Source organism: Pseudonocardia sp. ZF1, from assembly GCF_056835605.1.
Genome location: NZ_JAJNBY010000001.1, coordinates 5416933 through 5440388 on the forward strand (window position 1 = coordinate 5416933; position 23456 = coordinate 5440388).

Genomic DNA, 23456 nt, shown 5'->3' on the forward strand with positions numbered 1-23456 from the left:
CCACGCATGTCCGACACGTTCACCTTCTCCGGCCGCGACGGCGCCGCCGTCACCGCCTACCGCTGGCTCCCCGCCGCCGCGGGCGACCCGGTGCGCGGGATCGTCCAGATCACCCACGGCATGGGCGAGCACGCCCTGCGCTACGTCGCCCTCGCCGACGCGCTGACCGCCCGCGGCTTCGCCGTCTACGCCCAGGACCACCGCGGTCACGGCGCCACCGCGGGCGGGCCCGAGAAGTTCGGCGTCCTCGGCGACGACGGCTGGGAGCAGCTGGTCGGCGACATCGGGCTGCTGTCCGCGCACGCCCGCGCCGAGCATCCGGGCGCCCCGCTGGTGCTGCTCGGTCACAGCATGGGCTCGTTCGCCGTGCAGCAGTTCCTCGTCGCCGACGCGCCGCCGCCGGACGCGGTCGTGCTGTCCGGCACCGCGTTGCTCGACCTGATGGAGCAGGGCCTGGACCTGTCCGCGCCGCTGGACCTGTCGTCGTTCAATGCGCCGTTCGAGCAGCGCACCGGTTTCGAGTGGCTCAGCCGCGACCCCGCTCAGGTCGACGCCTACGTCGCCGACGCCCGCTGCGGCTTCGGCCTCGACCTGCCCGGCACGCAGGCGATGTTCGCCGCCGCCCGGCCGCTCGGCGAGGCCGCCACGCTGAAGCGGATCGCGGGCGGACTGCCGGTGTACGTCGTCGTCGGGGACGAGGACCCGGTCAACGCCGGGCTGGCCCTGGTGCGGCCGCTGACCGAGCGCTACGCCGAGGCCGGGCTGCACGACGTCACGCTGAAGATCTGGCCGGGTGCCCGGCACGAGGTGTTCAACGAGACCAACCGCGAGGAGATCGTCGCGGACCTGCTGTCCTGGCTCGACCGTGTCGTCCCCGAGCAGCGGGGGGCCTGAGGTGCGCGTCGACACCACCGGCGGCTTCTCCGCCTCCCCGCTCGAGACCGAGGCGGCGGCCGTCGCCGCGGAGGCCGAGGGCTACGACGCCCTGTCGGTCCCCGAGACCTCGCACGACGCGTTCGTGTCGCTGGCGCTGGCCGCCCGGGCGACCAGCCGGATCCGGCTGCAGTCGGCGATCGCGGTCGCCTTCGCCCGCAACCCGATGACGCTGGCCTACCAGGCCAACGACGTGCAGCTGCTCTCCGGCGGCCGCTTCGACCTGGGGCTCGGCTCGCAGGTCCGCCCGCACATCGAGCGCCGGTTCGGGATGCCGTGGAGCCGCCCCGCGGCCCGGATGGAGGACTTCGTCTCCGCCCTGCGGGCGATCTTCGACGCCTGGGCCACCGGGGACCGGCTGCATCACCGCGGCGAGTTCTACTCCCACACCCTGATGACCGAGTTCTTCTCACCGGGGCCGAACCCGCACGGGATCCCGCCGGTGATGCTGGCCGCGGTCGGCGAGCGGATGACCGAGGTCGCGGGCCGGGTCACCGACGGCCTGCTGGCGCACTCGCTGACCTCACCGTCGTACCTGGCGGAGGTGACGCTGCCCGCGCTGCGCCGCGGACGCGGCCGCGACGACCTCGCCGGCTTCGACGTGTGCCTGCCGGTCTTCGCGGTCCTGGGCGCCGACGCCGAGGCCCGGGCCGTCGCCGAGGCCGGGGTGCGACGCCAGATCGCCTTCTACGCCTCCACCCCGCCGTACCGGCCGGTGCTGGAGCACCACGGCCGCGGCGCGCTCGCCGACGAGCTCAACGGACTGTCGCGCCGGCAGGCCTGGGACGAGATGACCGGCCTGGTCGACGACGACCTGCTGGCGCTGTTCGCCGTCGCGGGCGACCCGGCCGAGGTGGCGTCCGGGATCGCGGACCGCTACCGCGGCCTCGTCGACCGGGTCTCGCTCAACACCCCCTACGACCCCGACCCCACCCTGGTGCTCGACGTCGTCACCCGGCTGCGCGCGGCGTGAGCACGCATCCGGAGATCCGGGAGGGGGTCCGCGCGGTCTGCTCCCGCTTCGGGTCGGAGTACTGGCGCACCTGCGACCGCGAGCACCGGTTCCCGCAGGAGTTCCACGACGCGATGGCCGCCGGCGGCTGGATCGGCGTAGCCATCCCCGAGGCCTACGGCGGCGGGGGTGCCGGGATCTCCGAGGCCGCCGCGGTGATGGAGGAGGTCGCCGCGTCCGGGGCGGCGATGAACGGGGCGTCGGCGATCCACCTGTCGGTCTTCGGGATGAACCCGGTCGTCCGGCACGGCTCGGAGGAGATGCGGCGGCGCTACCTGCCCCGGGTCGCCGACGGGTCGCTGCAGGTCGCGTTCGGTGTCACCGAGCCCGACGCGGGACTCGACACCACCGCGATCACCACGACCGCCCGCCGCGACGGCGACCGGTACCTGGTCCGCGGGCGCAAGGTGTGGACGTCGAAAGCGCCGTTCTGCGACAAGGTCCTGCTGCTGGTGCGCACCACCCCGCGCGCGGAGGTGGCGACGCGGACCGGCGGGCTGTCGCTGCTGCTCGCCGACCTGCAGCGCCCCGAGGTCACGATCACCCCGATCGACAAGCTGGGCCGCAACGCGGTGGTGTCCTGCGAGGTCGTCTACGACGACCTGCCCGTCGACGCCGCCGACCTGGTCGGCGAGGAGGGCCGCGGCTTCCGGCTGATCCTCGACGGGCTCAACCCGGAACGGATCCTGATCGCCGCCGAGGCGCTGGGCACCGGGCGGGCCGCGCTGGCCGCCGCCGTCGCCTACGCGAAGGAGCGCACCGTGTTCGGGCGGCCGATCGGGCAGAACCAGGGCATCGCGTTCCCGCTGGCCGAGGCGCACATGCGGCTCCGGGCGGCGTCGCTGGTGATCGCCGATGCCGCGGCCCGCTACGATGCGGGCGAACCGTGCGGCGAGCAGGCCAACACCGCGAAGTTCCTGGCCGCCGAGGCCGCGTTCTTCGCCGCGGACCGGGCGGTGCAGACCCTCGGCGGATTCGGCTACGCCACCGAGTACGACGTGAGCCGCTACTTCACCGAGGCCCGCCTGATGCGCCTGACACCGCTGCCGCAGGAGATGGTGCTCAACCACGTCGCCGAGCACGTGCTCGGGCTGCCCCGCAGCTACTGACACACGACGGCGGCCGGTGACCCGCCCGGGTCACCGGCCGCCGTACGTGCCGCGTACTACCGCAGGCCCAGCTTCTTGGAGCAGGCCGGCCACGCCTTCCAGCCCTGGGCGTCCAGGACGTTCTCGGCGACGCGGATCTGCTCGGACTTGCTGGCGTTGTGCGCCTTGCCCGACCCGCCGAAGGCCTTCCAGGTGGACGGCGTGAACTGCAGGCCGCCGGAGAAGCCGTTACCGGTGTTGGTGTTCCAGTTCCCGCTGGACTCGCACTGGGCGAGCTTGTCCCACGTCGAGGTCGCGACGGACTGCGTGGGGACCGCGACGGCGGCGGGGGCGACCGCGGCGGAGGTCTCGGGGGCGGCCGTCGCGGGCCCGGCGAGGGCGAGCGGAGCGCCGAACGCCAGGACACCGGCGACGAGAGTTCCGACGAAACGCCCACGGATGGACATACGCGTGCTGCTCATTGTGTGATCACCTGAGGTCCGGACCCACGGCTTTCCGGGCGGGCCGGTCGCGCGGGGAGCGCTGTGCCGGTGTCGTCGCGAGGGGACTCGCGGCCCGCGGCCCCGTCTCGGTCCGTGCAGGTCGACTGGCCGGGGACCGCGGGACGGGGCCGTGGTGGCGTGGCGGTTCCGGCGCTTCGGTGCGTGCCCCGGCCGTGTGGACCGGAGCGACCACGAAGGTCGCCGACCGGCCGAGATCAGGTCAAGCGGGCGACCGGTGACGTATCACACGGAGATAACGGTCGGGTACGTCGTCCCAGCTCAGGAGCGCATTTTCACGATCACGGAACAGACAGGAATCAGGCCGATGCTTTCGATCCGGAGATGTTCCACCGGCATCAGCGGCGCGGCGCGCCCTCGGCCCGGCGCAGGGTGAACACCGCGATCCGCACGACCATCGCGTCGAGCAGCAGAGCGCCGAACGCCCACGCGTCGAGCCAGGCGGTCCAGTTCACCCCCTGCGCGACGGCGAGGAGCCCGGGCACGAGGAACAGCGCGACACCGAGCCCGCCGGCGACGGCACAGGCGAGCAGCGCCGGGCCGTCGGCCCGGCGCAGCAGCAGGAGCAGCGACACGACGGCGGCCGCGGCGACGAGCCCGTCCAGCCCGGCCAGGACCGGTCCCACGGCGCCGAACGCGAGCCGGACGTGCACCGCGGCGGCGAGCACCAGCAGCACGGTCAGGATCCGGCGCCCGGTCACCGGGCCGCGGTCGTCGCTCATGGGCCCATCCTCACCTACCGCACCCGCAGCACCAGGAGGCGGCAGTCGACCTGCTGCCCGGACCGGTAGGGCGCGACCTCGATCGAGACGGCCTCGAACACGTCGGCGGCGGCGAGCCGGTCGACCTCGGCACGGTAGCCCCCGGACTCCCAGACGTCGTCGAGGACGGTCGCGACCAGGTAGCCGCCCGGCCGCACGACCCGCGTGAACTCCGCCAGCGCCGAGGGCCCGACATGGGCGTGGGTGAGCGTCCCGACGCAGACGACGACGTCGTAGGAGTCGTCGGGCAGCTCCAGCGCGGCGGTGAGGTCGGCCTCGCGCAGGTCCCGGTAGGCGCCGGTGGCGCCGGCCCGCTCCAGCATCCCGGCCGACAGGTCGATCCCGTCGACGGTGGTCGCGCCGCGCTCGCGGAGCGCGACGCCGACCAGCCCCGTGCCGCAACCGGCGTCGAGGATCTCCCCGCCGGGGCCCGCGGCCGCGACGACGGCGTCTGCGGTGACCGCGGGCGCGACGTAGCCCTGGGCCTCGCCGGTGAGGTCGGCGTCGTAGGTGGGGGCCCACTCGTCGTAGAGGGCCCGGGCGTCGGCCGGGCCGCTCAGCGAGTAGGCGCGTTCCAGGTGGGGGTCGCCCCCGGTGCTCGTGGCCATCGCCCGATCATGGTGGACGGCCCGCGGGCTGTCATGCGCGCCCGAGCAACCCCCGGCGCGGCGGGTCGGCGGCGAGCAGCGAGAGCGCGCACAGCGCGCCCCAGCCGGCGGCGACCATGGTCGCCTTCTCCCGGGCGTCGCGGTCGGGGAGCTGCGAGCCCAGCACCACGAGGTCGACGATGTCGGCGCCGACCCGCACCGCGACGGCGGCCTTGAGCGGGGTGCCGGCCGGAGCCAGCGCCATGGCCAGGCCGGACGCGAGGTCCCGCCCGCCGACCGCCCGCGCGAGCAGCGTGGTCCCCGCGGACGGGGTCCGGCCGCCGCCGGACAGCTTCGTCGGCGACAGCAGCACGTCCGGCTTCGCGGCGACGGCCGCACCGTAGGCGGCGGTGGCGGCGCCCAGCAGGCGGGGGATCCAGGTCAGGTCACGACGGGGCATGTACCCGGTGTACCCGTTCCGCGCCGGTTCTCGCCCGCCCGCACGGACCGGCGACCGAGCGACCGGTGAGCGTGCCGAGCGCGAGCACCGCACCCCACGGCCCGATGACCCAGATCGGCCAGAAGTAGCCCCCGCCCCCGCCGAGCGCGACGGCGGCCCAGACCGTCAGGACGACCACCGCAGTCAGCGCCCACGGCCCCCAGGTCGCAGCCAGGACGGTCCGGCGGACCCGACGCTCACGCTCCGGGTCGGCGGGTCGCGGCAGCCGGGGCAGGTCCGCCTCGACCGCGGCGAGCTCCGACGCCGTGCGCGCCGCGGTCACCTGCTCGCTGCGGGTCGAGAACTCGGCGAGGTCGAGCCGCCCGTCCCCCACGTGCCTGCCGAGCCGCTCCAGTGCGCGCTCCCGCTCGGCGTCACCGATGCGTACGTCCAACATGACCACCCTCCTGATCGGATACCGATACTATCCGCTATCCGTGCCGGGGGCACAAGTCAGAGCTCGTCGAGGAAGGCCAGCGCCGCCTCCGCCGAGGTGCGCCGCCAGGCGGCCAGCATCCGGTCGAACTCGTCGGCGCCGTCCCCCGCCCGTCCGGCCCGGTCCTGCTCGGCCCGCAGCGCCGCGACGATCGGGGCCAGCTCGCGACGCTGGGCGTCGACCAGCGCGGTCGCATCCCGGCCGTGCCGGTGCAGCACCGCCAGCTTCAGCAGGAACTCCGAGCGCAGGTCCCGCACGTGCGGGACGGGGGTGTTCAGCCAGGCGTCGACGTGGCCGCGGCCGGTGGTGGTCGCGGCGTAGAGGGTGCGGGGCGGGCCGCCCTTCGTCTCGACGGCCTCGGCGGTGATCAGGCCGGCGTCGACCAGCCTGCCGATGGCCCGGTAGACGACCGGGCGCGGGATCTGCCACACCCGGCCCAGCTCGCCGTCGGCGGCGGTGAGCGCGGCGACGGCGAAGCCGTGCACCGGGCGCTCACCGGCCACGGCCAGGACGACCCACTCGGCGAGCCCGAGCCGTGGAAGCATCGGGCCAGCGTAGGGCCTCACCGGTTGACGGCCGCCCCGTTGCCCTCCGCCCAGGAGAAGCCGCGGTCGTAGAGGAAGCGCCGCTCCGGATCGCTCTCCAGCACGAGCCGCTGCCCGTCCCCGGCCAGTTCCACCCGGCCGTCGGGCCGGACCACCCAGGTGAGTTCGACCGTCCGGACGGCGGGCTCGAACATCGGGGCGGCCCCGGACTGCGGCGGGTTCCACTCGACCCGGATCGTCCGGTCCCCCACGGGCCGCCACGTCCCGCGGACGAACGTGCTGTCGGCGAGCCGGATCGCGATCCCGGCGGACCCGGACTGCGGGTAGCCGGGGAGCGGGATCGACGGCCCGACGTAGGTCCACTGCCCGACGGCCACGTGCTGCCAGCGCCGGTCGTCGGCGAGCCGCGCGGCCGGGGCCGTCGGGTCCTCCACCACCCGGTACACCCCGGCGAGCGCGAGGTCACCCCGCTGGAGGGCGGGCTGGAACTGCTGGAACAGCACACCCTGCGCGGCGACCAGGGCCAGCCCGAGCACCGGGACGAGCCACCGGGTGACCCGGCGGACCCTCGGCCACGGCAGCAGCCGCGGGGACCCCTCGGTCGCCGCCGTCGGACGCCCGGCCAGGAACCGGACCACCCGCGGCAGCTCCGGGGCCGCGACGAGCGCGAACCCGACCGTCAGGGCGAGGGCGATCTGCTTGACCGGCACGTCGTAGGTCATGTTCAGCAGGAAGACGGTGCCGAGCGCGACGGTGCCGAGCAGGCCGCCGATCCACGCCGTGCGCCGGAACACCAGCAGCAGCACGACGACGAGCTCGGCGAACCCGGCGAGGAACTGGATCACCGGGGAGTAGGCCATGAGCCCCCACAGCAGGCCCATCGGGCTCTTCTCGCCGGTCATGGCCAGCGCGTCGGAGTAGTCGGCCCGGCCCATCTGGGTCAGGTTGAGCTTCGACCACACGTAGGCCTGCATGACCATGATCAGGACGAACCGCAGCAGCGCGTGCAGCACCCAGCCCACCCGGTTCCACCACGGCCGCACGGCCGTCGTGACCACGGCCCCGTCCTCCCGCCGCACCGCGGCGGCCCCCCTCGTCCCGGTCATGACACGACGGTAGGGACGGTGGCGCGGTCGCGGATCCCTCCTCCGACGGATCCTGCGCTCCTCCGCGGGTGGGAGACGTGAACCACAGCCCGCCGATGCATTGTGCACAACCATCAACGGGTAGCCACATGGCGATGCGGCTGCACGACGGCCGCCCGTCCCCGCCGCGGCGCCGGAGCCCGGCCACCCCAGACGCGACGTCCACACGCGACGCCGACCAGGAGGAAACGTGCCCACGACCGTGCCCGCCATGACCACCGCCGGCCCGAACAAGCCGTTCGAGCGCGGGACCGTGACCCGTCGCGACCCGAAGCCGCACGACGTCGTCATCGACATCCGGTACGCCGGGATCTGCCACTCCGACATCCACCAGGCCCGCGACGAGTGGGGCGAGGGCATCTACCCGATGGTCCCCGGCCACGAGATCGCCGGCGTCGTCTCCGCGGTCGGCGACGACGTGACCCGCTACGCCGTGGGCGACACCGTCGGCGTCGGCTGCTTCGTCGACTCCTGCCGCGAGTGCGAGAACTGCAGGGCCGGCGAGGAGCAGTACTGCCTCGAGGGCGAGGTGCAGACCTACAACGCGAAGGAGTACGACGGCGAGCCCACCTACGGCGGCTACTCCACGCAGATCGTCGTCGACGAGAACTACGTGCTGCGCATCCCGGACGGCGTCGAGCTCGACGTCGCCGCGCCGCTGCTCTGTGCCGGCATCACGCTCTACTCCCCGCTCCACCACTGGGGCGCGGGCCCCGGGAAGAAGGTGGCGATCGTCGGCATGGGCGGTCTCGGCCACATGGGCGTGAAGATCGCCGCGGCGATGGGCGCCGAGGTCACGGTGCTCTCCCGCACGCTGTCCAAGGAGCAGGACGGCAAGCGACTCGGAGCAGCGCACTACTACGCGACCGAGGACGAGTCCACCTTCACCGAGCTGGCCGGATCCTTCGACCTGATCGTCAACACCGTGGCCGCGGTGATCCCGGTCGACGACTACCTCGGGCTGCTGAAGCTCGACGGCTCGATGGTCAACGTCGGCGTGCCCGAGGAGAAGCTGTCCTACCACGGGTTCTCACTGGTCGCAGGCCGCAAGAGCCTGTCCGGCTCGAAGATCGGTGGCATCCGCGAGACCCAGGAGATGCTGGACTTCTGCGCCGAGCACGGCCTCGGCGCCGACATCGAGACGATCTCCTGCGACCAGGTCGACGAGGCCTGGGAGCGGGTCGTGCGGGGCGACGTGCGCTACCGCTTCGTGATCGACACCGCGACCTTCGGCTGAGGGGGTCGTCAAGCCCGCGGCGTCGCACTTCGAGACGCCCGCGATGCGGCGATCCGTGGAAAGATCCCGGCGACGTTGCCGACCAGAAGTGAACCGGAGGCTCACGTGATCCTCATCGTGCTCAAGGCCCAGATCCGCCCGGACAAGCGCGAGGAGTGGCTGTCCGGCATCTCGCAGTACAAGAAGGACGTGAACTCCGAGCCGGGCAACATCTCCTTCGACTACCACGAGAACTACGAGAAGCAGAACGAGTTCGTGATCGTGGAGGTCTTCAAGGACAGCGCGGCCGGCGACGCGCACGTCAAGACCGACCACGCGCAGAAGTTCTTCGACTTCATGGGCTCGGTCGTGCCGGAGAAGCCGCTCGTCAACTTCCAGAGCGAGGACGGCAAGGACGCCTGGGTCGAGATGGGCGAGGTCACCCCGCACTGACCCCCTCCCTCCCGACGATGCCGGCGACCCCACGGGGCGCCGGCATCGTCGCGTCCACCGGTGCCGCGAGCAGGTGCCCCGGCTGCGCCGGACCGACGGAGTCGGGCGGACCGGACATCGGAACCGAGACGGTCCTTCCGGGTGATCGGGACGGGAGCGCACCGCGTCCCGGCCGGTCGACGCCGGGGTGCAGACTGGCCGCGCACGGCAGAGCTTTTCGTCACGCAACCCCGGGCGCTCCCCGCGCGTCTCCCACGGTGACGGAACGATCACGTGGCGTCGCCTCCCCGAGCGACGCGGACGAACAGGAGCACCCCATGGACACCGTCCGGCAGCGGCCCCGCCGCCTCGTCGCACTGGGCCTCGGACTGGCCACCATCGCGGGTGTCGCCGTCGCCGGGACGGCACTGGCCGGATCCCCCGCCGCCGAGCAGGCCCGCGCACAGCCGCTCGTCCCGGGCACCCCGTGCTCGATCACCGCCAAGGCCTGCGTCGACCTGGACTCGCAGAAGTCCTGGCTCATCCAGGACGGCAAGGTCATCCGTGGCCCGATCGGCATCTCCTCCGGCGGCAACGGCCAGGAGACCCCGGTCGGCCACTCCCTGCGCGTCTACCGCAAGGACGCGACCCACAAGAGCGAGGAGTCGCGGCTGCCGAACGGCGACCCGGCCCCGATGCCCTGGTCGGTGTTCTTCAACGACGGCGGCATCGCCTTCCACAGCGGCGACCCGAACCGCTCCTCGGCCGGCTGCATCCACGTCCCGCCGGACGAGGCCAAGGCGTACTTCGACTACCTGCAGATCGGCGACCAGGTGCAGGTCGTGAAGGCCTCCGAGGAGACCGCGGCCCGTCAGGGGCAGTGAGCGCGGAGTCACCGCATCGGGGAGTGCTCGGGCATCCGGCGTAACGCGGAGATGGTCGTCCGGCGACACACCGGACGTATCACCCGTCCGTCCCCGGGAGCGCCCGATGGCCGCGAGCCGACCCGCCCGTCGCACGCCGATCGACCACGCCCGGCGGATCGCGCGGCTCTCCCTGAGCGGCGGCGCGCGTGCCGCCGCGGTCCCGGTGCGTGGCCTGGCCCGGCTCGGCCGCGACGAGCGCGACCCGCGCTGGACCGGCCAGACCTGGCTGTGGCAGCCGGGCTGGGGCCGGCGCACGCACGACCGGCTCTACCGCAGCCCGGACCCGTACTCGATCGGGCTGTCGGCCTACGAGCAGCAGAAGTACGGCACCGTCATGGATGCGCTCGCCGGCCGCCGCTTCGACCGGGTGCTGGAGGTCGGCTGCGGCGAGGGTGACCTGTCGGTCCGCCTCGCCGGGCACACCGCGGCGCTGCTCGGGGTCGACATCTGCTCCGCCGCGGTCCAGCGGGCCGCCGCCCGGGTGCCGTCGGGGACCTTCGTCCGCCGCACGCTCCCGCACGAGATGCCCGAGGGCGCCTTCGACCTGATCGTCTGCTCCGACGTCCTCTACTACTGGGAGACGGTCACGCTGCAGGTCGGCCTGGCCGCCCTGCTGGACCGCCTCCGGCCGGGCGGGATGCTGCTCGCCTACCACTACCGCGGAGCGTTCGGACAGGCCGGGACGGCCGACCGGGTGCACGAGGCGCTCGCCGCCGCGGCGGCCGCCCGCGGGCTGACGGTCCGGGCGCACGAGACCGTCGACGGCGTCGGTCCCGACGGCGCCGGGGCCCGGTTCGACGTCGTGGTCCGGCCCCGACGTCGCGGTGCCGTCCCCGCGCCGACCGGAGCCGGGCGTCGCAGCGCGCGCACGCCGTTCCTGAGGGGTCGGCTGGGCCGGGTGGCGGTGCGCCCGCTGGGCCGTCCGGTCGTTCTCGTCAGGTCGACGTGGACCTGTCGTGACCGGGCGGTTCCTGGTTACCGTCCGGAGCCATGACGGTCGACGCCGACGGACCCGCCGGGATGGCCGACGCTCAGCGCGTGGTCACGATCCCCGAGCTGAGCGCACCGAGCTACCTGCAGGCGGTGCTGTCGATCGCCTACCGCGACGAGCGCAACAGCGTCCCGCTCACCGTCGCCACACCGGCCGGGCTCGTGTTCGGCAACGCCGTGCACCCCTCGGCCTGGCTGCGCGGACTCGGGGACCAGCTGCGCCGGCTCACCGCGGGCGACCCGGGCAACGAGTCCGCGGCGTCGATGGCCGACATGTTCGACGACATGGCCGACGGCCGCGGCGACGAGCACCCCGGCCGGGACATCCCGGTGAAGGACATCCACTGGATCTACTTCACCGACGCGCTCGTGGTCCCGACCGCCGCCGGCGGGCCGAACTACGTCGAGCCGGCCTGCTGGCAGGTGGCACTGCGCGATGTCACCGGCTGGACGATCGGCCTCCCGCCCGGCTGAGTGCCACGTCCGATGATCATCTGATCGGGTGATCGCAAACCAGCGGGCCGGGACCCCCTGCGCGGACCTCCCGTCGCAGGTCACAGGGTTCCCGCCCAGATCAGCGACCCCTAGCTCCGACCGCAGTGTGACGACGACCACGCGAAGTCGTGCGTGAGGATGCGCCACCCCCGGACCTCCTATGTGTGTCGAGCGGATCGACGGGGCACAACCGGAACGAACCGGCCCCCCGATCCGGACCACTGTGAGGCCCGATACCGGGCCACGACCTGGAGGCGCACATGAGCACCACCGAGACCAAGGCCCCCGCCGTCACCGGCACCCCGTCCGCCCTGCAGTCCGAGCACGGCAGCACCCGCATCGCCGAGACGGTCGTCTCGAAGATCGCCGGTCTGGCGGCCCGCGAGGTCAGCGGCATCTACGCCCTCGGCGGCGGCGCGGCCCGCGCGTTCGGCGCGCTGCGCGAGCGCATCCCGGGTGGCACCACCAACGCCTCGCAGGGTGTGTCGGTCGAGGTCGGCGAGAAGCAGGCCGCCGTCGACATCAACGTCGTCGTCGAGTACGGCGTCTCCATCGCCGACCTGGCGAAGGCCGTCCGCCGCAACGTCATCTCCGCCCTGGAGCGGATGACCGGACTCGAGGTCGTCGAGGTCAACATCTCGGTCGACGACGTCCACCTGCCGTCCGAGGACGACGGCAAGGACGAGGAGCCGAAGAAGATCGAGTCCACCTCGCGGGTGGCGTGAGCGCCCGCGTCGCCGCGGACGGCGACGGGATCGTCGCCGCGGGTGCGGTCGACACCGACCGGATCGCCGACGCGGTGCTGGGTTGCCCCGGCGTCGCACAGCTGCACGGCGGCCGGTTCGGTGAGATCGCCACCTACCTGCCCGGACGCCGGGTGAGCGGCATCCGCGTGGACCCCACGGCCCCGGCCGTCGAGGTACACGTGGTCGGCCGCTACCCGGCCTCCGTGGCCGAGATCGACCGCCAGGTCCGCACCGCGCTGCTCCCGGTCGTCGGGGGCGCGCGGGTGGACGTGGTGGTCGGCGACTACGCCGGCCCCACCGAGTCGACGCCGATCCGGCCGTCGGACTCGGCACCCGCCACCGGCGAGCTCCCGGTCCCTCCCGCGGCCACCCCCTGACCCGCCCGGACGCCCGCCCACATCCCCGGACGTCCGGTACCTCCTCGTCTCGAAGGACGTGACTGTGATGTCCCTGTCCACCAACACCCAGATCGGCCTGATCGCCGGTCTCCTCCTGGCCATCGCCGGCATCGTCGGCGGCTTCGGCGGGTTCGTCCTCGCCCTGATCCTCGGCGCGATCGGCCTCGCCGTCGGCCGCTGGCTCGACGGCGACCTCGACCTGTCCGAGCTCTCCGAGCGGTCGGGGCTGTCCGGGCGCGGCCGCGACAAGGTCCGGTGAACCCGGTGAGCACCGTCGAGCCGGCGGGGACGGCGACCGGCGACCCGGACACGATCCGGGCCACCCGCCTCGCCCCTCCCCCGCCGGACGACACCCCGACCCGCACGATCGACACCGGTACCGGCTCCGCGGGTGCCGACGGCTCCGGCGGCACGGCCCCGGAGGACCGCGGCCGGATCGACGTCGCCGACCAGGTCGTGCAGAAGATCGCGCTCGGGGCCCTGGAGGAGACCGAGGGTGTCGGTGGCACCACCGGCACGGTCGGGCGGATGCTCGGCCGCGACGACTCCGGCGGCCACCCCCGCGTCGAGGCGACCGTCTCCGGGCAGTCGACCCGGATCGACGCGCGGATCTCGGTCGCCTACCCGTCCCCGGTGGCCGCGGTCTGCGACCGCGCCCGCGCGCACGTCGTGCGGCAGGTCGAGGCGCTGACCGGGTTGTCCGTCGCGCGGGTCGACGTCGTCGTCACCGCACTCACCGTCCCGGGCGCCGCCCGGCCGGCCGCGAGGGAGCTCGAATGATCCGCCGCCCCCGCAAGTCCCTCGCCGCGGGCATCGTGGCGCTGGTCCTGCTCGCGCTCTGCGTCGTCGTCGCCGTCGCGGTCGTACAGCTGCTCCTCGGACAGCAGCCGATCGTCGACTTCGGCGTGCTGGGGTCCACCGTCGCCGGGTTCACCGGAGCCGACGTGCCCGTACTCGTCGTGTCCGGTCTGGTGGCGCTGGTCGGGCTGGTGCTCGTCGTGGTCGCACTGCGGCCGGGCACCCCGACCGTGTTCCCGCTGACCCCGGCGGGCGGAGCCGAGCACCTCGACTCCGGGATCACCCGGCGCAGCCTCAACCGGGCGCTGGCCGACGCCGCCACCGGCGTCGACGGCGTCACCAAGGCGTCGGTGAAGAGCACCGGGCGCCGCGCCGCCGTCACCGCGCACGCCGCGTTCGGCGAGCGTGCGGACCTGCGTGACCGGGTCCGCAGTGCGGTCGCGCAGCGGCTCGACGCCGTCGGACCGGCACGCAGCCCCAGGGTCACGGTGTCCGTGACCGGCACGAAGCAGCAGGAGGCGTGATGGCCAGCGCGACCCCACCGGCCCGGCTCAACCGGACCCTGCTGTTCCTGATCGGCCTCGTCCTGCTCGCCGCGGGCGTGTTCGGGCTGCTGTTCGGCACCGGCGTCCTGCGCCAGGTGCTCCCCGGGATCGACCCGTCGGTCCCGCTGCTGCCCGCCGGTCTCACGCTGCCCGAGTGGGCGCCGTGGGTGACGCTCGCCGTCGCCGTCGTGGTCGGGCTGCTGGCGCTGCGCTGGCTGCTCGCCCAGGCCCGGCGCAGGCCGCGCACCTCGGCGTGGACACTGCCGTCCGCACAGGTGGCGGGCCGGGACGCCGGGACGACCCGGATCCACTCCGACCACGCCGCGGACGCACTGGCCGCCGACATCGAGAGCTACGACGGCGTCCAGCGGGCCGCCGCCGCGCTCGTCGGCGACCGCCGCCGTCCGGAGATCCACCTGGACGTGACCGCGGACGACGGTGCCGACCTCGCCGCGCTGCGCACCCGGATCACCGACCACGCGCTGCCGCGGTTGCGGTCCGCACTGGACATCGAGTCCGGACGCGCCGACCTGGTGCTGCGCCTGGCCGAGGCGAAGGAGCACTCGCGGGTGGGCTGAGCACCGCACGCACACACGACGACGGGGCCCCGGATCACCGGGGCCCCGTCGTCGTGTGCGGGTGGGTCAGCGGGACCGGTCGACGAACCCGGCGCCGGCGATCCGCAGGCCGCTGCCGCCCGCCATGCGGAGCAGCCCCGCCATCGCGATGACCAGACCGGCCATCTCGAAGGTCTCCTCGGTGCCGGCCAGGACGTTGTAGGTGAAGGACTGCACGTCACCGGTCTGCTCGAACAGGGCCCCACCGGCCGACTCCAGCCCGACCGCGCCGAGCAGGAACACCGCCGCCCCGGCGACGACCAGCCAGGCCCCCGGCCGGCGCAGCACCATCGGCAGGCACAGCGCCGCGACGACGACGACGAGCACCGCGGCCGGGATGATCCAGGCGTAGGTCAGGAAGCCGCTCGTGCCGAACGTGGTGTGGATGATCCAGCCGACCTGTTCGTGGTTGGCCGCGGTCTCGTCCATCGCGACGACCGCGCAGGACAGGCTCAGCAGGATCCAGCGCCACCGCTCGCGGCGCACCGAGTTCGCCGCGATCAGCGCGAGCAGCGCCGCGTTGGTCAGGTGCATCGCCGAGCTGAACCAGGTCGAGATGTTCAGCTCGGTGCCCAGCCGGATCGGGGCGGGGATCTCGAAGCCGGGCCGCCCGATGCCGTAGACGGCGGCGCCGTAGTGGGCCAGCGCCAGCACGGCGACGATCGCGGCGGCGGTGCCGACGACCGGCCCGCGACGCAGCAGCGCCAGGTGCGGTGCGCCCGGCGCGGCGGACTGGGCATCGGGCGACGGCTCCGCGCGGGCCGGGCTCGCGGCCCCGGGCGCCGCCGCGGGCCGCGGACCGGCCCCGGCGTCCTCGGCGTAGCGCGGGATGACGACCGTGGCCGGGTCGTCGTCGGCGCTGTGCGCGCCGCGGCCCTGGGCGCCGTGGCCCTGGGCGAGATGGTCCTGGGCGGTCATGTCCCCTCCTCCTCACCACGCGGCCGGGCGGCATCGGCGGACGACGCCGACTCCGACCGCAAGGTGGCTGGAAGGTAAACGAGCGTATGTCCGCCGGGAAACGCGGGGTCAGCTCCAGGGGCGCGCGGAGCGGGTGGCCCAGTAGTGCTCGGCCGGTTCGGCCAGCGCGGCGAGCTCCTCGGCCGCGTCCGCGGGCAGCGTGAGCTCCGCGCCCGCGAGGTTCGAGGCGAGCTGGTCGGTCCCGACCGGGCCGAGCAGCACCCGCCACGCCCACGGGTTCGCCAGCGCCGCGGCGACGGCGATCCGGTCCAGCCCGATCCCGGTCCGCGCGGCGAGCGCCGCGGCCGCGCGGGCGCCCTCGGTGCCGTCCTCACCGCCCGGGGCGAGCCTGCCGTTCGCGAAGACCTCCTTCACGATCACCCGAGCCCCGGCGTCGGCGGCCTCGGCCAGCGCCGGGCCCACCGAGGGTTCGAGCGGGTTCCAGGTGCTCTGGAACGAGGTGAACAGCGGCTCGCCGTCCACCCGGACGTCCAGCGCCCGGCGCACCGCGTCGCCCTGGGCGGGGCCGGAGGTGGAGATGCCGACCCGGATCCCCCGGTCGCGCAGGTGAGCCATCGCGCGGTGGACGCGCCCGTCGTCGAGGACGCCGGTGTCGAGCGTCGCGGAGTGCACGTGGTAGGTCCCGAGGTGGTCGCCGAGCAGCTCGCGGCTCAGCGCGTACTGCTCGGTGAAGGCGTCGAGCGAGTGGTCCTTGACCTCGTGGGTGTCGGCGTCGGTCCGCCACCCGCCCACGTAGCGGTAGCCCCACTTCGAGCCGATCTCGACGGGGTCCCCACCGCCGGTGACCCCGGGCCGGTCGGCGAGCCAGCCGGCGAGGAACTCCTCGGCGCGGCCGTAGGAGCGGGCGACGTCGAGGTAGCGGACGCCCGCGGCGTACGCGGCGTCGAGCAGGGCGCGGGAGCGGTCGCGCAGGGTGGTGACGTCGCGGTCGTCGCCGAGCTCGTCGGCGCGGCCGGAGGTGATGTAGGCGGGGCGGGCGATCGCGGCCAGGCCGAGGCCGAGACGGTGGGCGGGGGCGGGCATGGCCCCAGCCTGCCGCACCCAACGGCGGCGCCGCACCCGACGAAACACCTGTTGCACGCCGGTGCCGGCCGGTACCGTCCCCGGGCATGACCGATGCGCCGCCCGGTGGCTGGGTCCTGCTGCTCGCGCAACTGCCCGCCTCCCCCTCGAGCCCCCGGGTCACACTGTGGCGCCGGGCCCGCGCCGCGGGCGCGGTCGGCCTGCAGAACGGCGCCTGGGTGCTGCCGGCGACCGGCGAGCACCGCACGTTCCTGGAGGGGCTCGCGGCCTACGTCCGCGAGTCCGGCGGGACCGCATACGCGCTCGACGTCGCCGCCGGAAGCAGCGACGACGGCATCGTCGCCCGGATCCGCGCCGAGCGCGGCAAGGAGTTCGCCGAGTTCACCGAGCGCGGCGACGCACTGCTGGCGGAGCTGGAGAAGGAGTCCTCGCGGGACAACTACTCCTTCGCCGAGCTGGAGGAGAACGAGCAGGACCTGGAGAGGCTCACCCGCTGGCTGGCCACGATCTCGTCCCGGGACTTCTTCCCCGACGAGCGCGGCAAGGACGCCGAGGCCCTCCTGGACCGCTGCCGGCACGCGCTCGACGCGTTCACCGCCGCCGTCTACCGCGCCGAGGGCGTGGCCCCCGACCTGCCACCGCGTACGGACTGACCCGGTGGGCAGCCCGTGAGCGGCGGGGCGCACGCCGCGACCGGTGCGGCCGTGGTCGACGGCCTCGGTACGGACGCGCTGCGGGGCCTCACCGGCGCCGAGGCCGCGGCGCGGCGGGGGCGGCACGGCCCCAACCGGTGGGTCGTCCCGCGTCGGGTCACCTTCCTGCGGGTGCTCGCCGACGAGGTCACCGAGCCGATGATGCTGCTGCTCGCGGCGATCGCAGTGCTCTACGGCGTCTGGGGGCGGCTCGACGACACCGTCGCCGTCGTCGTGATCATCGCGGCGGTCGTCGGGGTCGAGGTGTTCGCCGAGTTCCGCGCGAAGTCGGTCATCGCCTCGCTCGGCGAGCTCACCGCCCCGACGACGCCGGTGGTGCGTGACGGCAGCACCCTCTCGGTCGGGGTCGACGACATCGTCCCCGGCGACCTCGTGCCGCTGGCCGCGGGCTCGCGGGTGCCCGCCGACCTGCGTCTGGTCGAGACCTGGGGGCTGCGCGTCGACGAGTCGACCCTCACCGGGGAACCCGTCGCCGCCCCCAAGGACGCCGCCCGGGTGCTCTCCGGCGACACCGCGCTGGCCGAGCGGGCGAACCTGGTGTTCGCCGGGACGACGGTCGTCGCCGGGTGGGCCCGCGGCGTCGTCGTCGCGACGGGGACGGCCACCGAGCTGGGCACACTCACCGGGCTCGTCGCCGCCGCGCGGCCGCCCCGTACGGCACTCCAGCAGGCCATGCGCGAGCTCGCCGGCAGCCTCGCGACACTGGCGATCGCGTTCAGCGTGCTCGTCCCGCTGGTCGGCGTGCTGACCGGGCGGCCGTGGCGGGAGATGGTGCTGACCGGGCTCACCCTGGCCTTCGCGACGGTCCCGGAGGAGCTGCCGATCATCGTCAGCCTGGTGCTCGGGCTCGGCGCGTACCGGCTGTCGCGGCGGCGCGGGCTGGTCCGGCGGCTGCGCGCGGCGGAGGCCCTCGGGCTGGTGACGGTGCTCGCCACCGACAAGACCGGCACGCTCACCCGCAACCGGATGACCGTCGCGCAGGTCGAACCGGCCCCGGGCGTCGACGACGACACCCTGCTCGGCCTCGGCGCGGCCTGCACCGAGACCGCCCCCGAGCCCGACGGCGGCTGGTCCGGTGACCCGACCGACGTCGCGTTCCTCGTCGCGGCCCGCGACCGGGGCCTGCCGACGCCCGCCGAACCGGTCGCCCGGTTCCCGTTCGACCCCGGCCGGGAGACGATGACGGTCGTCCTGCCCGCCGGCGCGTCCGGCACCGCCACGGTGGTGACCACCGGCTCGCCGGAGTCGGTGCTGGCCCGCTGCGCGGCGCCGTCGCCGGAGACCGCGGGCCGGGTCGCCGCGCTCGCCGCCCGCGGCCTGCGGGTGATCGCGGTGGCGAGCAGGCCGGCGTCGCAGGTCCCGGCGACCGTCGGCGACGCCGAGCGCGACCTCGTCCTCGCGGGGGTCGTGGCGCTGTCCGACCCGCCGCGCCCGGGCGCCGCCGAGGCCGTCGCCGCCGCGCGGCGGGCCGGGGTGCGGGTGGTGATGGTGACCGGCGACCACCCCGCCTGCGCCCGGGCCGTCGCCGCGGAGGTCGGGATCGACCCGGACCCGGTGCTGACCGGCCGCGACCTCGACGGTCTCGACGACGCGACGCTGGCCGCCGCCGTCGCGTCGACGCCGGTGTTCGCCCGGGTCTCGCCCGCGCACAAGCTGCGCCTGGTCACGGCGCTGCAGGCCGGCGGGGAGGTGGTGGCGGTGACCGGGGACGGCGTGAACGACGCCCCCGCGCTCGCCCGGGCCGACGTCGGCGTGGCCATGGGCTCGTCGGGTACTGACGTGGCGCGCGAGGCGGCCGGGCTGGTCCTGGCCGACGACGACGTCTCCACCCTCACCCGGGCCCTGAACGAGGGCCGCACGCTGCACGGGAACCTGCGCAAGGGCGTCGCCTACTACCTGGCCTGCAAGGCCGGGCTGGTCGCGACCGTCGCCGCCGGGGTGCTCACCGGGATGGCCGTACCGTTCACCCCGATCCAGATCGTGGTGCTGGAGATGTTCATGGACATCGCGGGGAGCGCGACCTTCGCCGCGGAACCCGCCGAGCGCGACGCCATGACCCGCCCACCGCGCGACCCGGGTGCACGCTTCCTGGACCGGGCCCTGCTCGGCGACCTCGCCGCGGGGGCGGCGGCGCTGTTCGTCGCCGTCGGCGGGCTGTACCTGGTGACCGCCTCGCAGACGGTCGCGTTCGTGGGCTGGCTGTCCGGGCACCTGGCGCTGGCCTGGGTGATGCGCACCGAGCGGACGCCGGTGCTGCGGGCGGGGCTGTTCGCGAACCGGTTCCTGCCGTGGTGGACGGTGGTGACCGCCGTGGCGGTGTGGGTGGTCACGACCGTGCCGGTGCTGCGGGAGACGCTGCGGCTCACCCCGCTGACCGGTCCGCAGTGGACGGCGGCGGTGCTGGTGCCGGTGGCCGCGGTCGCGGTGCTGGAGCTGCGCAAGGCCGGGCGGCGGGCCGCCACGGGGCGCCCGTCGGGGTGATCCGTGCTAGACCACCGGTCGTGAACGGATCGGTCCTGTCCCGCCCGGCCCCCGAGCCGCCCCGCTCCGTCGCCATCGACGACGACCCCGACCAGGTCATGGACCTGTGGCCGGACGGCGGGCCCGGCCGCCCGCTGGTCGTGCTGGTGCACGGCGGGTTCTGGCGGCCTCCGATCGACCGGACGCACCTGCGGTCGACGGCGGCCGCGCTGAACGCACTGGGGCTGCCGGTGGCCTCGCTGGAGTACCGCCGGGTGCCCGGTGACCCGGACGCGACGGTCGCCGACGTGCTCGCCGGTCTGCGGGCCGCCCGCGCCGTCGCCGGGCCGGTCGTCGCGGTGGGGCACTCCGCGGGTGGGCACCTGGTGCTGCACGCCGCGGCCGTCGAGCCGTCGCTGGTGCGGGCGACGGTGCCGCTCGCCCCGGTCGCGGACCTGGCGCTGGCCGACGCGGAGGACCTCGGCGACGGCGCGGTCCGCGCCTACCTCGGTGGCCCGGCGGCCGGGCGCACCGACCTGGACCCGGCGGCGGGCCCGCCCCCGCCGGGGCCGGTGACGATCGTGCACGGCGACGCCGACGACCGCGTCCCGCTGGGCGTCTCCCGCTCCTACGCCGGCCGGCACCCGTCGGTGCGGCTGGTCGAGCTGCCCGGCTGCGACCACTTCGCGGTGGTGGACCCGCTGTCGGCGGCCTGGGAGACGGTGACCCGGGAGATCCTGGCGGCGGCGACGTGACCGCGCCCGGCGGCCTGCCCCGCCATCAGCTCACGATGACCGTGCTGATGACGCCGGACATGGCGAACTTCTCCGGCAACGTCCACGGCGGTGCGATCCTGAAGCTGCTCGACCAGGTCGCGTTCTCCTGCGCGAGCCGCTGGGCCGGGACCTACGTCGTGACGCTCTCGGTGGACCGGGTCCGCTTCCGCGAAGCGATCTACATCGGCGAGCTCGTGACCTTCCTGGCGTCGGTGAACGACACCGGGCGCAGCTCGATGGAGATCGGCATCCGGGTCACCACGGAGAACATCACCGAGCGGACCCAGCGGCACGCCAACAGCTGCTACTTCACGATGGTCGCGATGGACGAGCACCGGCGTCCGGTGCCGGTCCCGGAGCTGGTCCCGTCGACCGACACCGAGCGCCGTCGCCGGGACGAGGCGCGCCGGCGTCGCGAGGCACGCCGGGCCGGCGGCTGACCCCGGACACGACGGTGCCCCGGGACCACACGGTCCCGGGGCACGTCGCGGTACGGGAAGGTCAGTTGACCGAGTCGCCCGCGCCGGAGGTCTGGCCGCAGTTGTCGGACTGGTCGGTGGTCGAGTCGCCGGAGACCGCCTTGGCCTTGCCACCCAGGCCGAGGGCGCCGGTGATGCCGCTCAGCAGGTTCGCGTCCTCGATCGGGGCCTGCACGCCCAGCACGTTGACCGGGACGTTGTTGTTGCAGACCTGGATCGGCACGTTGACGTTGTTGCCGTTCAGGCCACCCGCGAGCAGGCCCTTGGCGTCCTTGTCGATGTGGCCCGACTCGTGCTTGCCGTGGTGCTTGCCGTCCTTGGCGGAGTCGCCCGCGTAGTCGCCGGCGAAGGCCAGCGGGGAGACGGCGAGCAGGGACGCGGCGGACGCCGCGACGATGATTCCGGCCTTCTTCAGCACAGTTCTTCTCCTGATGAGGTCTCAGGGCCGTGGTGAAGGCCCCGTTCCATGACGGCACGCTGACAAAAGGGGGAGCCCGTGCCGACTGGCTGCGAATCTAGCTGCGCGGGAGAGCCCGAACAATTCTTCTACCACCATCGGGTGGCCGAATTACTTTCCGTTCGGATACTCCCACGATCGGGTCGAATGCGATCGGGGCGAACCGCCCGGAGCGGCGCCGGGACCGGCGACGACGACCACGGCGGGTGGTCACGCGACCCTGCCCCGGACACGGACGTGCCCCGGGACCGCGAGGGTCCCGGGGCACGTCAGCGACGAGGAGTCGGTCAGTTGACCGAGTCGCCCGCGCCGGCCTCCTGGCCGCAGGTGTCGGACTGGTCGGTGGTGGAGTCGCCCGACACGGCCTTGCCCTTGCCCGCGATGCCGGCGGCACCGGTCAGGCCGTTGCCCGCAGCGGCGTCCTCGACCGGAACCTGGACACCCAGGACGTTGACCGGCACGTTGTTGTTGCACGCCTGGACCGGGACCTGGGCGTTGTTGCCGTTGGCACCCGCGACGAGGCCCTTGGCGTCCTTGTCGATGACGCTGTCCGAGCCGGCGAACGCCAGCGGCGACAGGCCGATCAGGGCGACGGCGGACACGGCGGCGACGAAACCGGCCTTCTTCTTCTGCACAGTCTTCTCCTGGTGAGTCACGGATCCATTCGGATCCGGGCACGTGCCGGCCCGACGACAAAGGGGGGAGCCCGAACCGGCTGAGAAGAACCGTAATGGCGGGAAAGGTGCCCATCAAGCTCAGAACACCATCGTGGGGAACAATCACCGAGCGTCAGATATTCACACGATATGGTGTCGTCGCCGAGTCGGCTGTTCTGCACGACGACGGGGCGGAACCGCGCCCGGCCCCGCCCCGTCCGCCCGGACGTGCGTCAGCCGACGCGACCCCACTGACCTGCGGGCTCGTCGGCCTCCATCTCGGCGACGGCCTGGACCATCGCCAGCAGCTCCGGGTCGAGTCCCGGTCCGAACTCCTCGGGCCGCTCGACGGCGATGTCCATCGGGACGCCGTCGGGCGCCTGCGCGGTCGACAGCGTCGTCCCGTCGTTCGACGGCGACGGACCGCGGTAGAGCTTCCCGGCCTCGGAGAGCTGGTCGAGGCTGAACGTGTACTGCTTGCTCTGCAGACCCTGCTCCAGCAGCGTCGCCACCTCGGGGAACTTCTCGGCGTTCGTCTTCGGGATCGGCAGCAGCGTGTTCCAGTTGACCCCGAGCGCCTCGAGCGCCTTGGCGTAGGCGTTCTCGTGGGCCTGGTCGCGCACGATCAGGTACGCGATCGTCGAGCGCGCCGTCCTGTTCGCCGTCATCTCGTAGAGCCGGCACTTCTGCAGCCGGCCGGTCGACTCGAGCATGAGGTTGTAGAGCAGGTTGAGCGGCAGGTTGCCGCTGTCGTAGACGTACTTGCCCGTCCACGGGTCACCCTGCGCGTCGACCGGCAGCGCCCCCTGGGCCCCCACCAGGTAGTGGTGGATGTTGCCCTCGGTCAGGGCCGCGCTCAGCGGGGTCGCCCCGCCTGCGCCGGGCGTGTCCATGTCGTCGGTCGCGCTGCCCTGGTAGCGGGGCGAGCCGTCGGTGAGCCGGGCGATCGTGGTGGCGATCAGCTCGACGTGCCCGATCTCCTCGGTCCCGACGCCGTAGAGCAGGTCACGGAAGGGCTTCCCGTCCGGACCGCGGAAATTGAAGCTCTGGAACAGGTACTGCATCATCGTGCGCATCTCGCCGAACTGGCCACCCAGCCCCTCCTGCAGCGCATTCGCCGCGGCGGGGTCGGGCTCGTCGGGGACGATCTCGTTCAACAGTCGCTGGACGTGCAGGAACACGGGTGACACCTCGTGGGCTGTGGGGCGCGACCCCTTCCGGGGT

30 protein-coding genes are annotated in these 23456 nt (G+C 74.0%); 18 read left to right on the forward strand and 12 right to left on the reverse strand.

Annotated features, from left to right (window positions below; translation table 11 throughout):
• Positions 1-6: 6 nt before the first annotated feature.
• From ZF1_RS26045 to ZF1_RS26055, 3 genes are read left to right on the forward strand one after another with little or no spacing between them, the layout of a single operon-like run.
• The gene (locus ZF1_RS26045) at positions 7-894 is read left to right on the forward strand and encodes an alpha/beta fold hydrolase (protein ID WP_357437141.1); all 888 of its coding nucleotides are present in this window, start codon (positions 7-9) and stop codon (positions 892-894) included.
• Between the two features lies 1 nt (position 895).
• Entirely contained in the window at positions 896-1906 is a 1011-nt protein-coding gene (locus ZF1_RS26050; RefSeq protein WP_357437143.1) for a TIGR03617 family F420-dependent LLM class oxidoreductase, read from the forward strand.
• On the forward strand, positions 1903-3054 hold the full coding sequence (locus ZF1_RS26055) for an acyl-CoA dehydrogenase family protein (protein WP_357437146.1): 1152 nt from the start codon (positions 1903-1905) through the stop codon (positions 3052-3054). Before ZF1_RS26050 ends, ZF1_RS26055 begins: the two co-directional genes overlap by 4 nt.
• A 56-nt stretch (positions 3055-3110) precedes the next feature.
• Here the strand turns inward: ZF1_RS26055 and ZF1_RS26060 are convergent, their stop codons facing one another.
• From ZF1_RS26060 to ZF1_RS26090, 7 genes are all read right to left on the reverse strand, one after another.
• Positions 3111-3515 carry a transglycosylase family protein gene (locus ZF1_RS26060; protein ID WP_357437148.1) on the reverse strand — a complete coding sequence of 135 codons (405 nt, stop codon included), beginning with the start codon at positions 3513-3515 and terminating at the stop codon, positions 3111-3113.
• A 377-nt stretch (positions 3516-3892) separates the two neighbouring features.
• Positions 3893-4276, reverse strand: a complete 384-nt coding sequence (locus ZF1_RS26065) for a hypothetical protein (RefSeq protein WP_482638554.1) — start codon at positions 4274-4276, stop codon at positions 3893-3895.
• A 14-nt stretch (positions 4277-4290) separates the two neighbouring features.
• A complete protein-coding gene (locus ZF1_RS26070) occupies positions 4291-4923 on the reverse strand; it encodes a class I SAM-dependent DNA methyltransferase (protein WP_357437150.1) in 633 nt (210 codons plus the stop codon).
• A 31-nt stretch (positions 4924-4954) separates the two neighbouring features.
• Positions 4955-5362 (reverse strand): hypothetical protein, encoded by a 408-nt coding sequence (locus ZF1_RS26075; protein WP_253068037.1) that lies wholly within the window; start codon positions 5360-5362, stop codon positions 4955-4957.
• Positions 5349-5798 carry a DUF1707 SHOCT-like domain-containing protein gene (locus ZF1_RS26080; RefSeq protein WP_357437152.1) on the reverse strand — a complete coding sequence of 150 codons (450 nt, stop codon included), beginning with the start codon at positions 5796-5798 and terminating at the stop codon, positions 5349-5351. The genes ZF1_RS26075 and ZF1_RS26080 overlap by 14 nt, the downstream gene beginning before the upstream one ends.
• A gap of 56 nt (positions 5799-5854) precedes the next feature.
• Positions 5855-6382, reverse strand: coding sequence for a PadR family transcriptional regulator (locus ZF1_RS26085; protein WP_482638555.1), 528 nt, complete (start codon positions 6380-6382; stop codon positions 5855-5857).
• 17 nt (positions 6383-6399) lie between these two features.
• Entirely contained in the window at positions 6400-7488 is a 1089-nt protein-coding gene (locus ZF1_RS26090; RefSeq protein WP_357437157.1) for a hypothetical protein, read from the reverse strand.
• Positions 7489-7717: 229 nt separating this feature from the next.
• Here ZF1_RS26090 and ZF1_RS26095 point away from each other — a divergent pair, with 229 nt between their 5' ends.
• The 11 genes from ZF1_RS26095 to ZF1_RS26145 all read left to right on the forward strand — a co-directional run bounded on the left by ZF1_RS26095 (position 7718) and on the right by ZF1_RS26145 (position 14651).
• Positions 7718-8764, forward strand: a complete 1047-nt coding sequence (locus tag ZF1_RS26095) for an NAD(P)-dependent alcohol dehydrogenase (RefSeq protein WP_392567373.1) — start codon at positions 7718-7720, stop codon at positions 8762-8764.
• Between the two features lie 105 nt (positions 8765-8869).
• Positions 8870-9196 carry a putative quinol monooxygenase gene (locus ZF1_RS26100; protein ID WP_346102120.1) on the forward strand — a complete coding sequence of 109 codons (327 nt, stop codon included), beginning with the start codon at positions 8870-8872 and terminating at the stop codon, positions 9194-9196.
• Positions 9197-9513: 317 nt separating this feature from the next.
• Entirely contained in the window at positions 9514-10059 is a 546-nt protein-coding gene (locus ZF1_RS26105) for a L,D-transpeptidase (RefSeq protein WP_062398619.1), read from the forward strand.
• A 106-nt stretch (positions 10060-10165) separates the two neighbouring features.
• Positions 10166-11095, forward strand: coding sequence for a class I SAM-dependent methyltransferase (locus ZF1_RS26110; protein ID WP_482638556.1), 930 nt, complete (start codon positions 10166-10168; stop codon positions 11093-11095).
• A complete protein-coding gene (locus ZF1_RS26115; RefSeq protein ID WP_100878979.1) occupies positions 11092-11565 on the forward strand; it encodes a hypothetical protein in 474 nt (157 codons plus the stop codon). The genes ZF1_RS26110 and ZF1_RS26115 overlap by 4 nt, the downstream gene beginning before the upstream one ends.
• 281 nt (positions 11566-11846) lie before the next feature.
• Entirely contained in the window at positions 11847-12311 is a 465-nt protein-coding gene (locus tag ZF1_RS26120) for an Asp23/Gls24 family envelope stress response protein (protein ID WP_208822851.1), read from the forward strand.
• Positions 12308-12709 carry a hypothetical protein gene (locus ZF1_RS26125; RefSeq protein WP_357437161.1) on the forward strand — a complete coding sequence of 134 codons (402 nt, stop codon included), beginning with the start codon at positions 12308-12310 and terminating at the stop codon, positions 12707-12709. The genes ZF1_RS26120 and ZF1_RS26125 overlap by 4 nt, the downstream gene beginning before the upstream one ends.
• 67 nt (positions 12710-12776) lie before the next feature.
• Positions 12777-12989 (forward strand): hypothetical protein, encoded by a 213-nt coding sequence (locus ZF1_RS26130; RefSeq protein ID WP_062398628.1) that lies wholly within the window; start codon positions 12777-12779, stop codon positions 12987-12989.
• A gap of 5 nt (positions 12990-12994) precedes the next feature.
• The gene (locus ZF1_RS26135; protein ID WP_346102114.1) at positions 12995-13510 is read left to right on the forward strand and encodes an Asp23/Gls24 family envelope stress response protein; all 516 of its coding nucleotides are present in this window, start codon (positions 12995-12997) and stop codon (positions 13508-13510) included.
• Complete coding sequence (locus ZF1_RS26140) at positions 13507-14052, forward strand: DUF6286 domain-containing protein (protein ID WP_357437166.1); 546 nt, start codon at positions 13507-13509, stop codon at positions 14050-14052. Before ZF1_RS26135 ends, ZF1_RS26140 begins: the two co-directional genes overlap by 4 nt.
• Entirely contained in the window at positions 14052-14651 is a 600-nt protein-coding gene (locus tag ZF1_RS26145; RefSeq protein ID WP_482638557.1) for an Asp23/Gls24 family envelope stress response protein, read from the forward strand. The genes ZF1_RS26140 and ZF1_RS26145 overlap by 1 nt, the downstream gene beginning before the upstream one ends.
• A 66-nt stretch (positions 14652-14717) precedes the next feature.
• Here ZF1_RS26145 and ZF1_RS26150 read toward each other — a convergent pair whose 3' ends face one another.
• Entirely contained in the window at positions 14718-15608 is an 891-nt protein-coding gene (locus ZF1_RS26150; RefSeq protein ID WP_482638558.1) for a hypothetical protein, read from the reverse strand.
• A 108-nt stretch (positions 15609-15716) separates the two neighbouring features.
• Entirely contained in the window at positions 15717-16691 is a 975-nt protein-coding gene (locus ZF1_RS26155) for an aldo/keto reductase (RefSeq protein ID WP_482638559.1), read from the reverse strand.
• A gap of 86 nt (positions 16692-16777) precedes the next feature.
• On the opposite strand from ZF1_RS26155, the gene ZF1_RS26160 reads away from it, so the two are divergent.
• Genes ZF1_RS26160 through ZF1_RS26175 form a run of 4 tightly spaced genes read left to right on the forward strand, consistent with a single transcriptional unit; the run spans position 16778 to position 21080 of the window.
• A complete protein-coding gene (locus ZF1_RS26160) occupies positions 16778-17344 on the forward strand; it encodes a Chromate resistance protein ChrB (RefSeq protein WP_357437174.1) in 567 nt (188 codons plus the stop codon).
• 15 nt (positions 17345-17359) lie between these two features.
• Positions 17360-19885 carry a cation-translocating P-type ATPase gene (locus tag ZF1_RS26165; RefSeq protein WP_482638560.1) on the forward strand — a complete coding sequence of 842 codons (2526 nt, stop codon included), beginning with the start codon at positions 17360-17362 and terminating at the stop codon, positions 19883-19885.
• Between the two features lie 20 nt (positions 19886-19905).
• Positions 19906-20619: an alpha/beta hydrolase family protein gene (locus ZF1_RS26170; RefSeq protein ID WP_482638561.1), complete on the forward strand. Its 714-nt coding sequence runs from the start codon at positions 19906-19908 to the stop codon at positions 20617-20619.
• The gene (locus tag ZF1_RS26175) at positions 20616-21080 is read left to right on the forward strand and encodes an acyl-CoA thioesterase (RefSeq protein ID WP_482638562.1); all 465 of its coding nucleotides are present in this window, start codon (positions 20616-20618) and stop codon (positions 21078-21080) included. Before ZF1_RS26170 ends, ZF1_RS26175 begins: the two co-directional genes overlap by 4 nt.
• 61 nt (positions 21081-21141) lie before the next feature.
• Here the strand turns inward: ZF1_RS26175 and ZF1_RS26180 are convergent, their stop codons facing one another.
• The 3 genes from ZF1_RS26180 to ZF1_RS26190 all read right to left on the reverse strand — a co-directional run bounded on the left by ZF1_RS26180 (position 21142) and on the right by ZF1_RS26190 (position 23413).
• Positions 21142-21537, reverse strand: coding sequence for a hypothetical protein (locus tag ZF1_RS26180; RefSeq protein ID WP_476653071.1), 396 nt, complete (start codon positions 21535-21537; stop codon positions 21142-21144).
• 326 nt (positions 21538-21863) lie between these two features.
• The gene (locus tag ZF1_RS26185; protein WP_208822832.1) at positions 21864-22211 is read right to left on the reverse strand and encodes a hypothetical protein; all 348 of its coding nucleotides are present in this window, start codon (positions 22209-22211) and stop codon (positions 21864-21866) included.
• Positions 22212-22465: 254 nt separating this feature from the next.
• Entirely contained in the window at positions 22466-23413 is a 948-nt protein-coding gene (locus ZF1_RS26190) for a manganese catalase family protein (protein WP_482638563.1), read from the reverse strand.
• Positions 23414-23456 lie beyond the last annotated feature (43 nt).

Excerpts from the sequence above, each read along its gene's own strand:
- ZF1_RS26085 (WP_482638555.1), bottom strand. The coding sequence starts at position 6,382 with ATGCTTCCACGGCTCGGGCTCGCCGAGTGGGTCGTCCTGGCCGTGGCC.
- ZF1_RS26065 (WP_482638554.1), bottom strand. The coding sequence starts at position 4,276 with ATGAGCGACGACCGCGGCCCGGTGACCGGGCGCCGGATCCTGACCGTG.
- ZF1_RS26090 (WP_357437157.1), bottom strand. The coding sequence starts at position 7,488 with ATGACCGGGACGAGGGGGGCCGCCGCGGTGCGGCGGGAGGACGGGGCC.
- ZF1_RS26140 (WP_357437166.1), top strand. The coding sequence starts at position 13,507 with ATGATCCGCCGCCCCCGCAAGTCCCTCGCCGCGGGCATCGTGGCGCTG.
- ZF1_RS26115 (WP_100878979.1), top strand. The coding sequence starts at position 11,092 with ATGACGGTCGACGCCGACGGACCCGCCGGGATGGCCGACGCTCAGCGC.
- ZF1_RS26145 (WP_482638557.1), top strand. The coding sequence starts at position 14,052 with ATGGCCAGCGCGACCCCACCGGCCCGGCTCAACCGGACCCTGCTGTTC.
- ZF1_RS26070 (WP_357437150.1), bottom strand. The coding sequence starts at position 4,923 with ATGGCCACGAGCACCGGGGGCGACCCCCACCTGGAACGCGCCTACTCG.
- ZF1_RS26105 (WP_062398619.1), top strand. The coding sequence starts at position 9,514 with ATGGACACCGTCCGGCAGCGGCCCCGCCGCCTCGTCGCACTGGGCCTC.
- ZF1_RS26130 (WP_062398628.1), top strand. The coding sequence starts at position 12,777 with ATGTCCCTGTCCACCAACACCCAGATCGGCCTGATCGCCGGTCTCCTC.
- ZF1_RS26075 (WP_253068037.1), bottom strand. The coding sequence starts at position 5,362 with ATGCCCCGTCGTGACCTGACCTGGATCCCCCGCCTGCTGGGCGCCGCC.
- ZF1_RS26160 (WP_357437174.1), top strand. The coding sequence starts at position 16,778 with ATGACCGATGCGCCGCCCGGTGGCTGGGTCCTGCTGCTCGCGCAACTG.
- ZF1_RS26080 (WP_357437152.1), bottom strand. The coding sequence starts at position 5,798 with ATGTTGGACGTACGCATCGGTGACGCCGAGCGGGAGCGCGCACTGGAG.
- ZF1_RS26060 (WP_357437148.1), bottom strand. The coding sequence starts at position 3,515 with ATGAGCAGCACGCGTATGTCCATCCGTGGGCGTTTCGTCGGAACTCTC.
- ZF1_RS26150 (WP_482638558.1), bottom strand. The coding sequence starts at position 15,608 with ATGACCGCCCAGGACCATCTCGCCCAGGGCCACGGCGCCCAGGGCCGC.
- ZF1_RS26120 (WP_208822851.1), top strand. The coding sequence starts at position 11,847 with ATGAGCACCACCGAGACCAAGGCCCCCGCCGTCACCGGCACCCCGTCC.
- ZF1_RS26110 (WP_482638556.1), top strand. The coding sequence starts at position 10,166 with ATGGCCGCGAGCCGACCCGCCCGTCGCACGCCGATCGACCACGCCCGG.
- ZF1_RS26045 (WP_357437141.1), top strand. The coding sequence starts at position 7 with ATGTCCGACACGTTCACCTTCTCCGGCCGCGACGGCGCCGCCGTCACC.
- ZF1_RS26155 (WP_482638559.1), bottom strand. The coding sequence starts at position 16,691 with ATGCCCGCCCCCGCCCACCGTCTCGGCCTCGGCCTGGCCGCGATCGCC.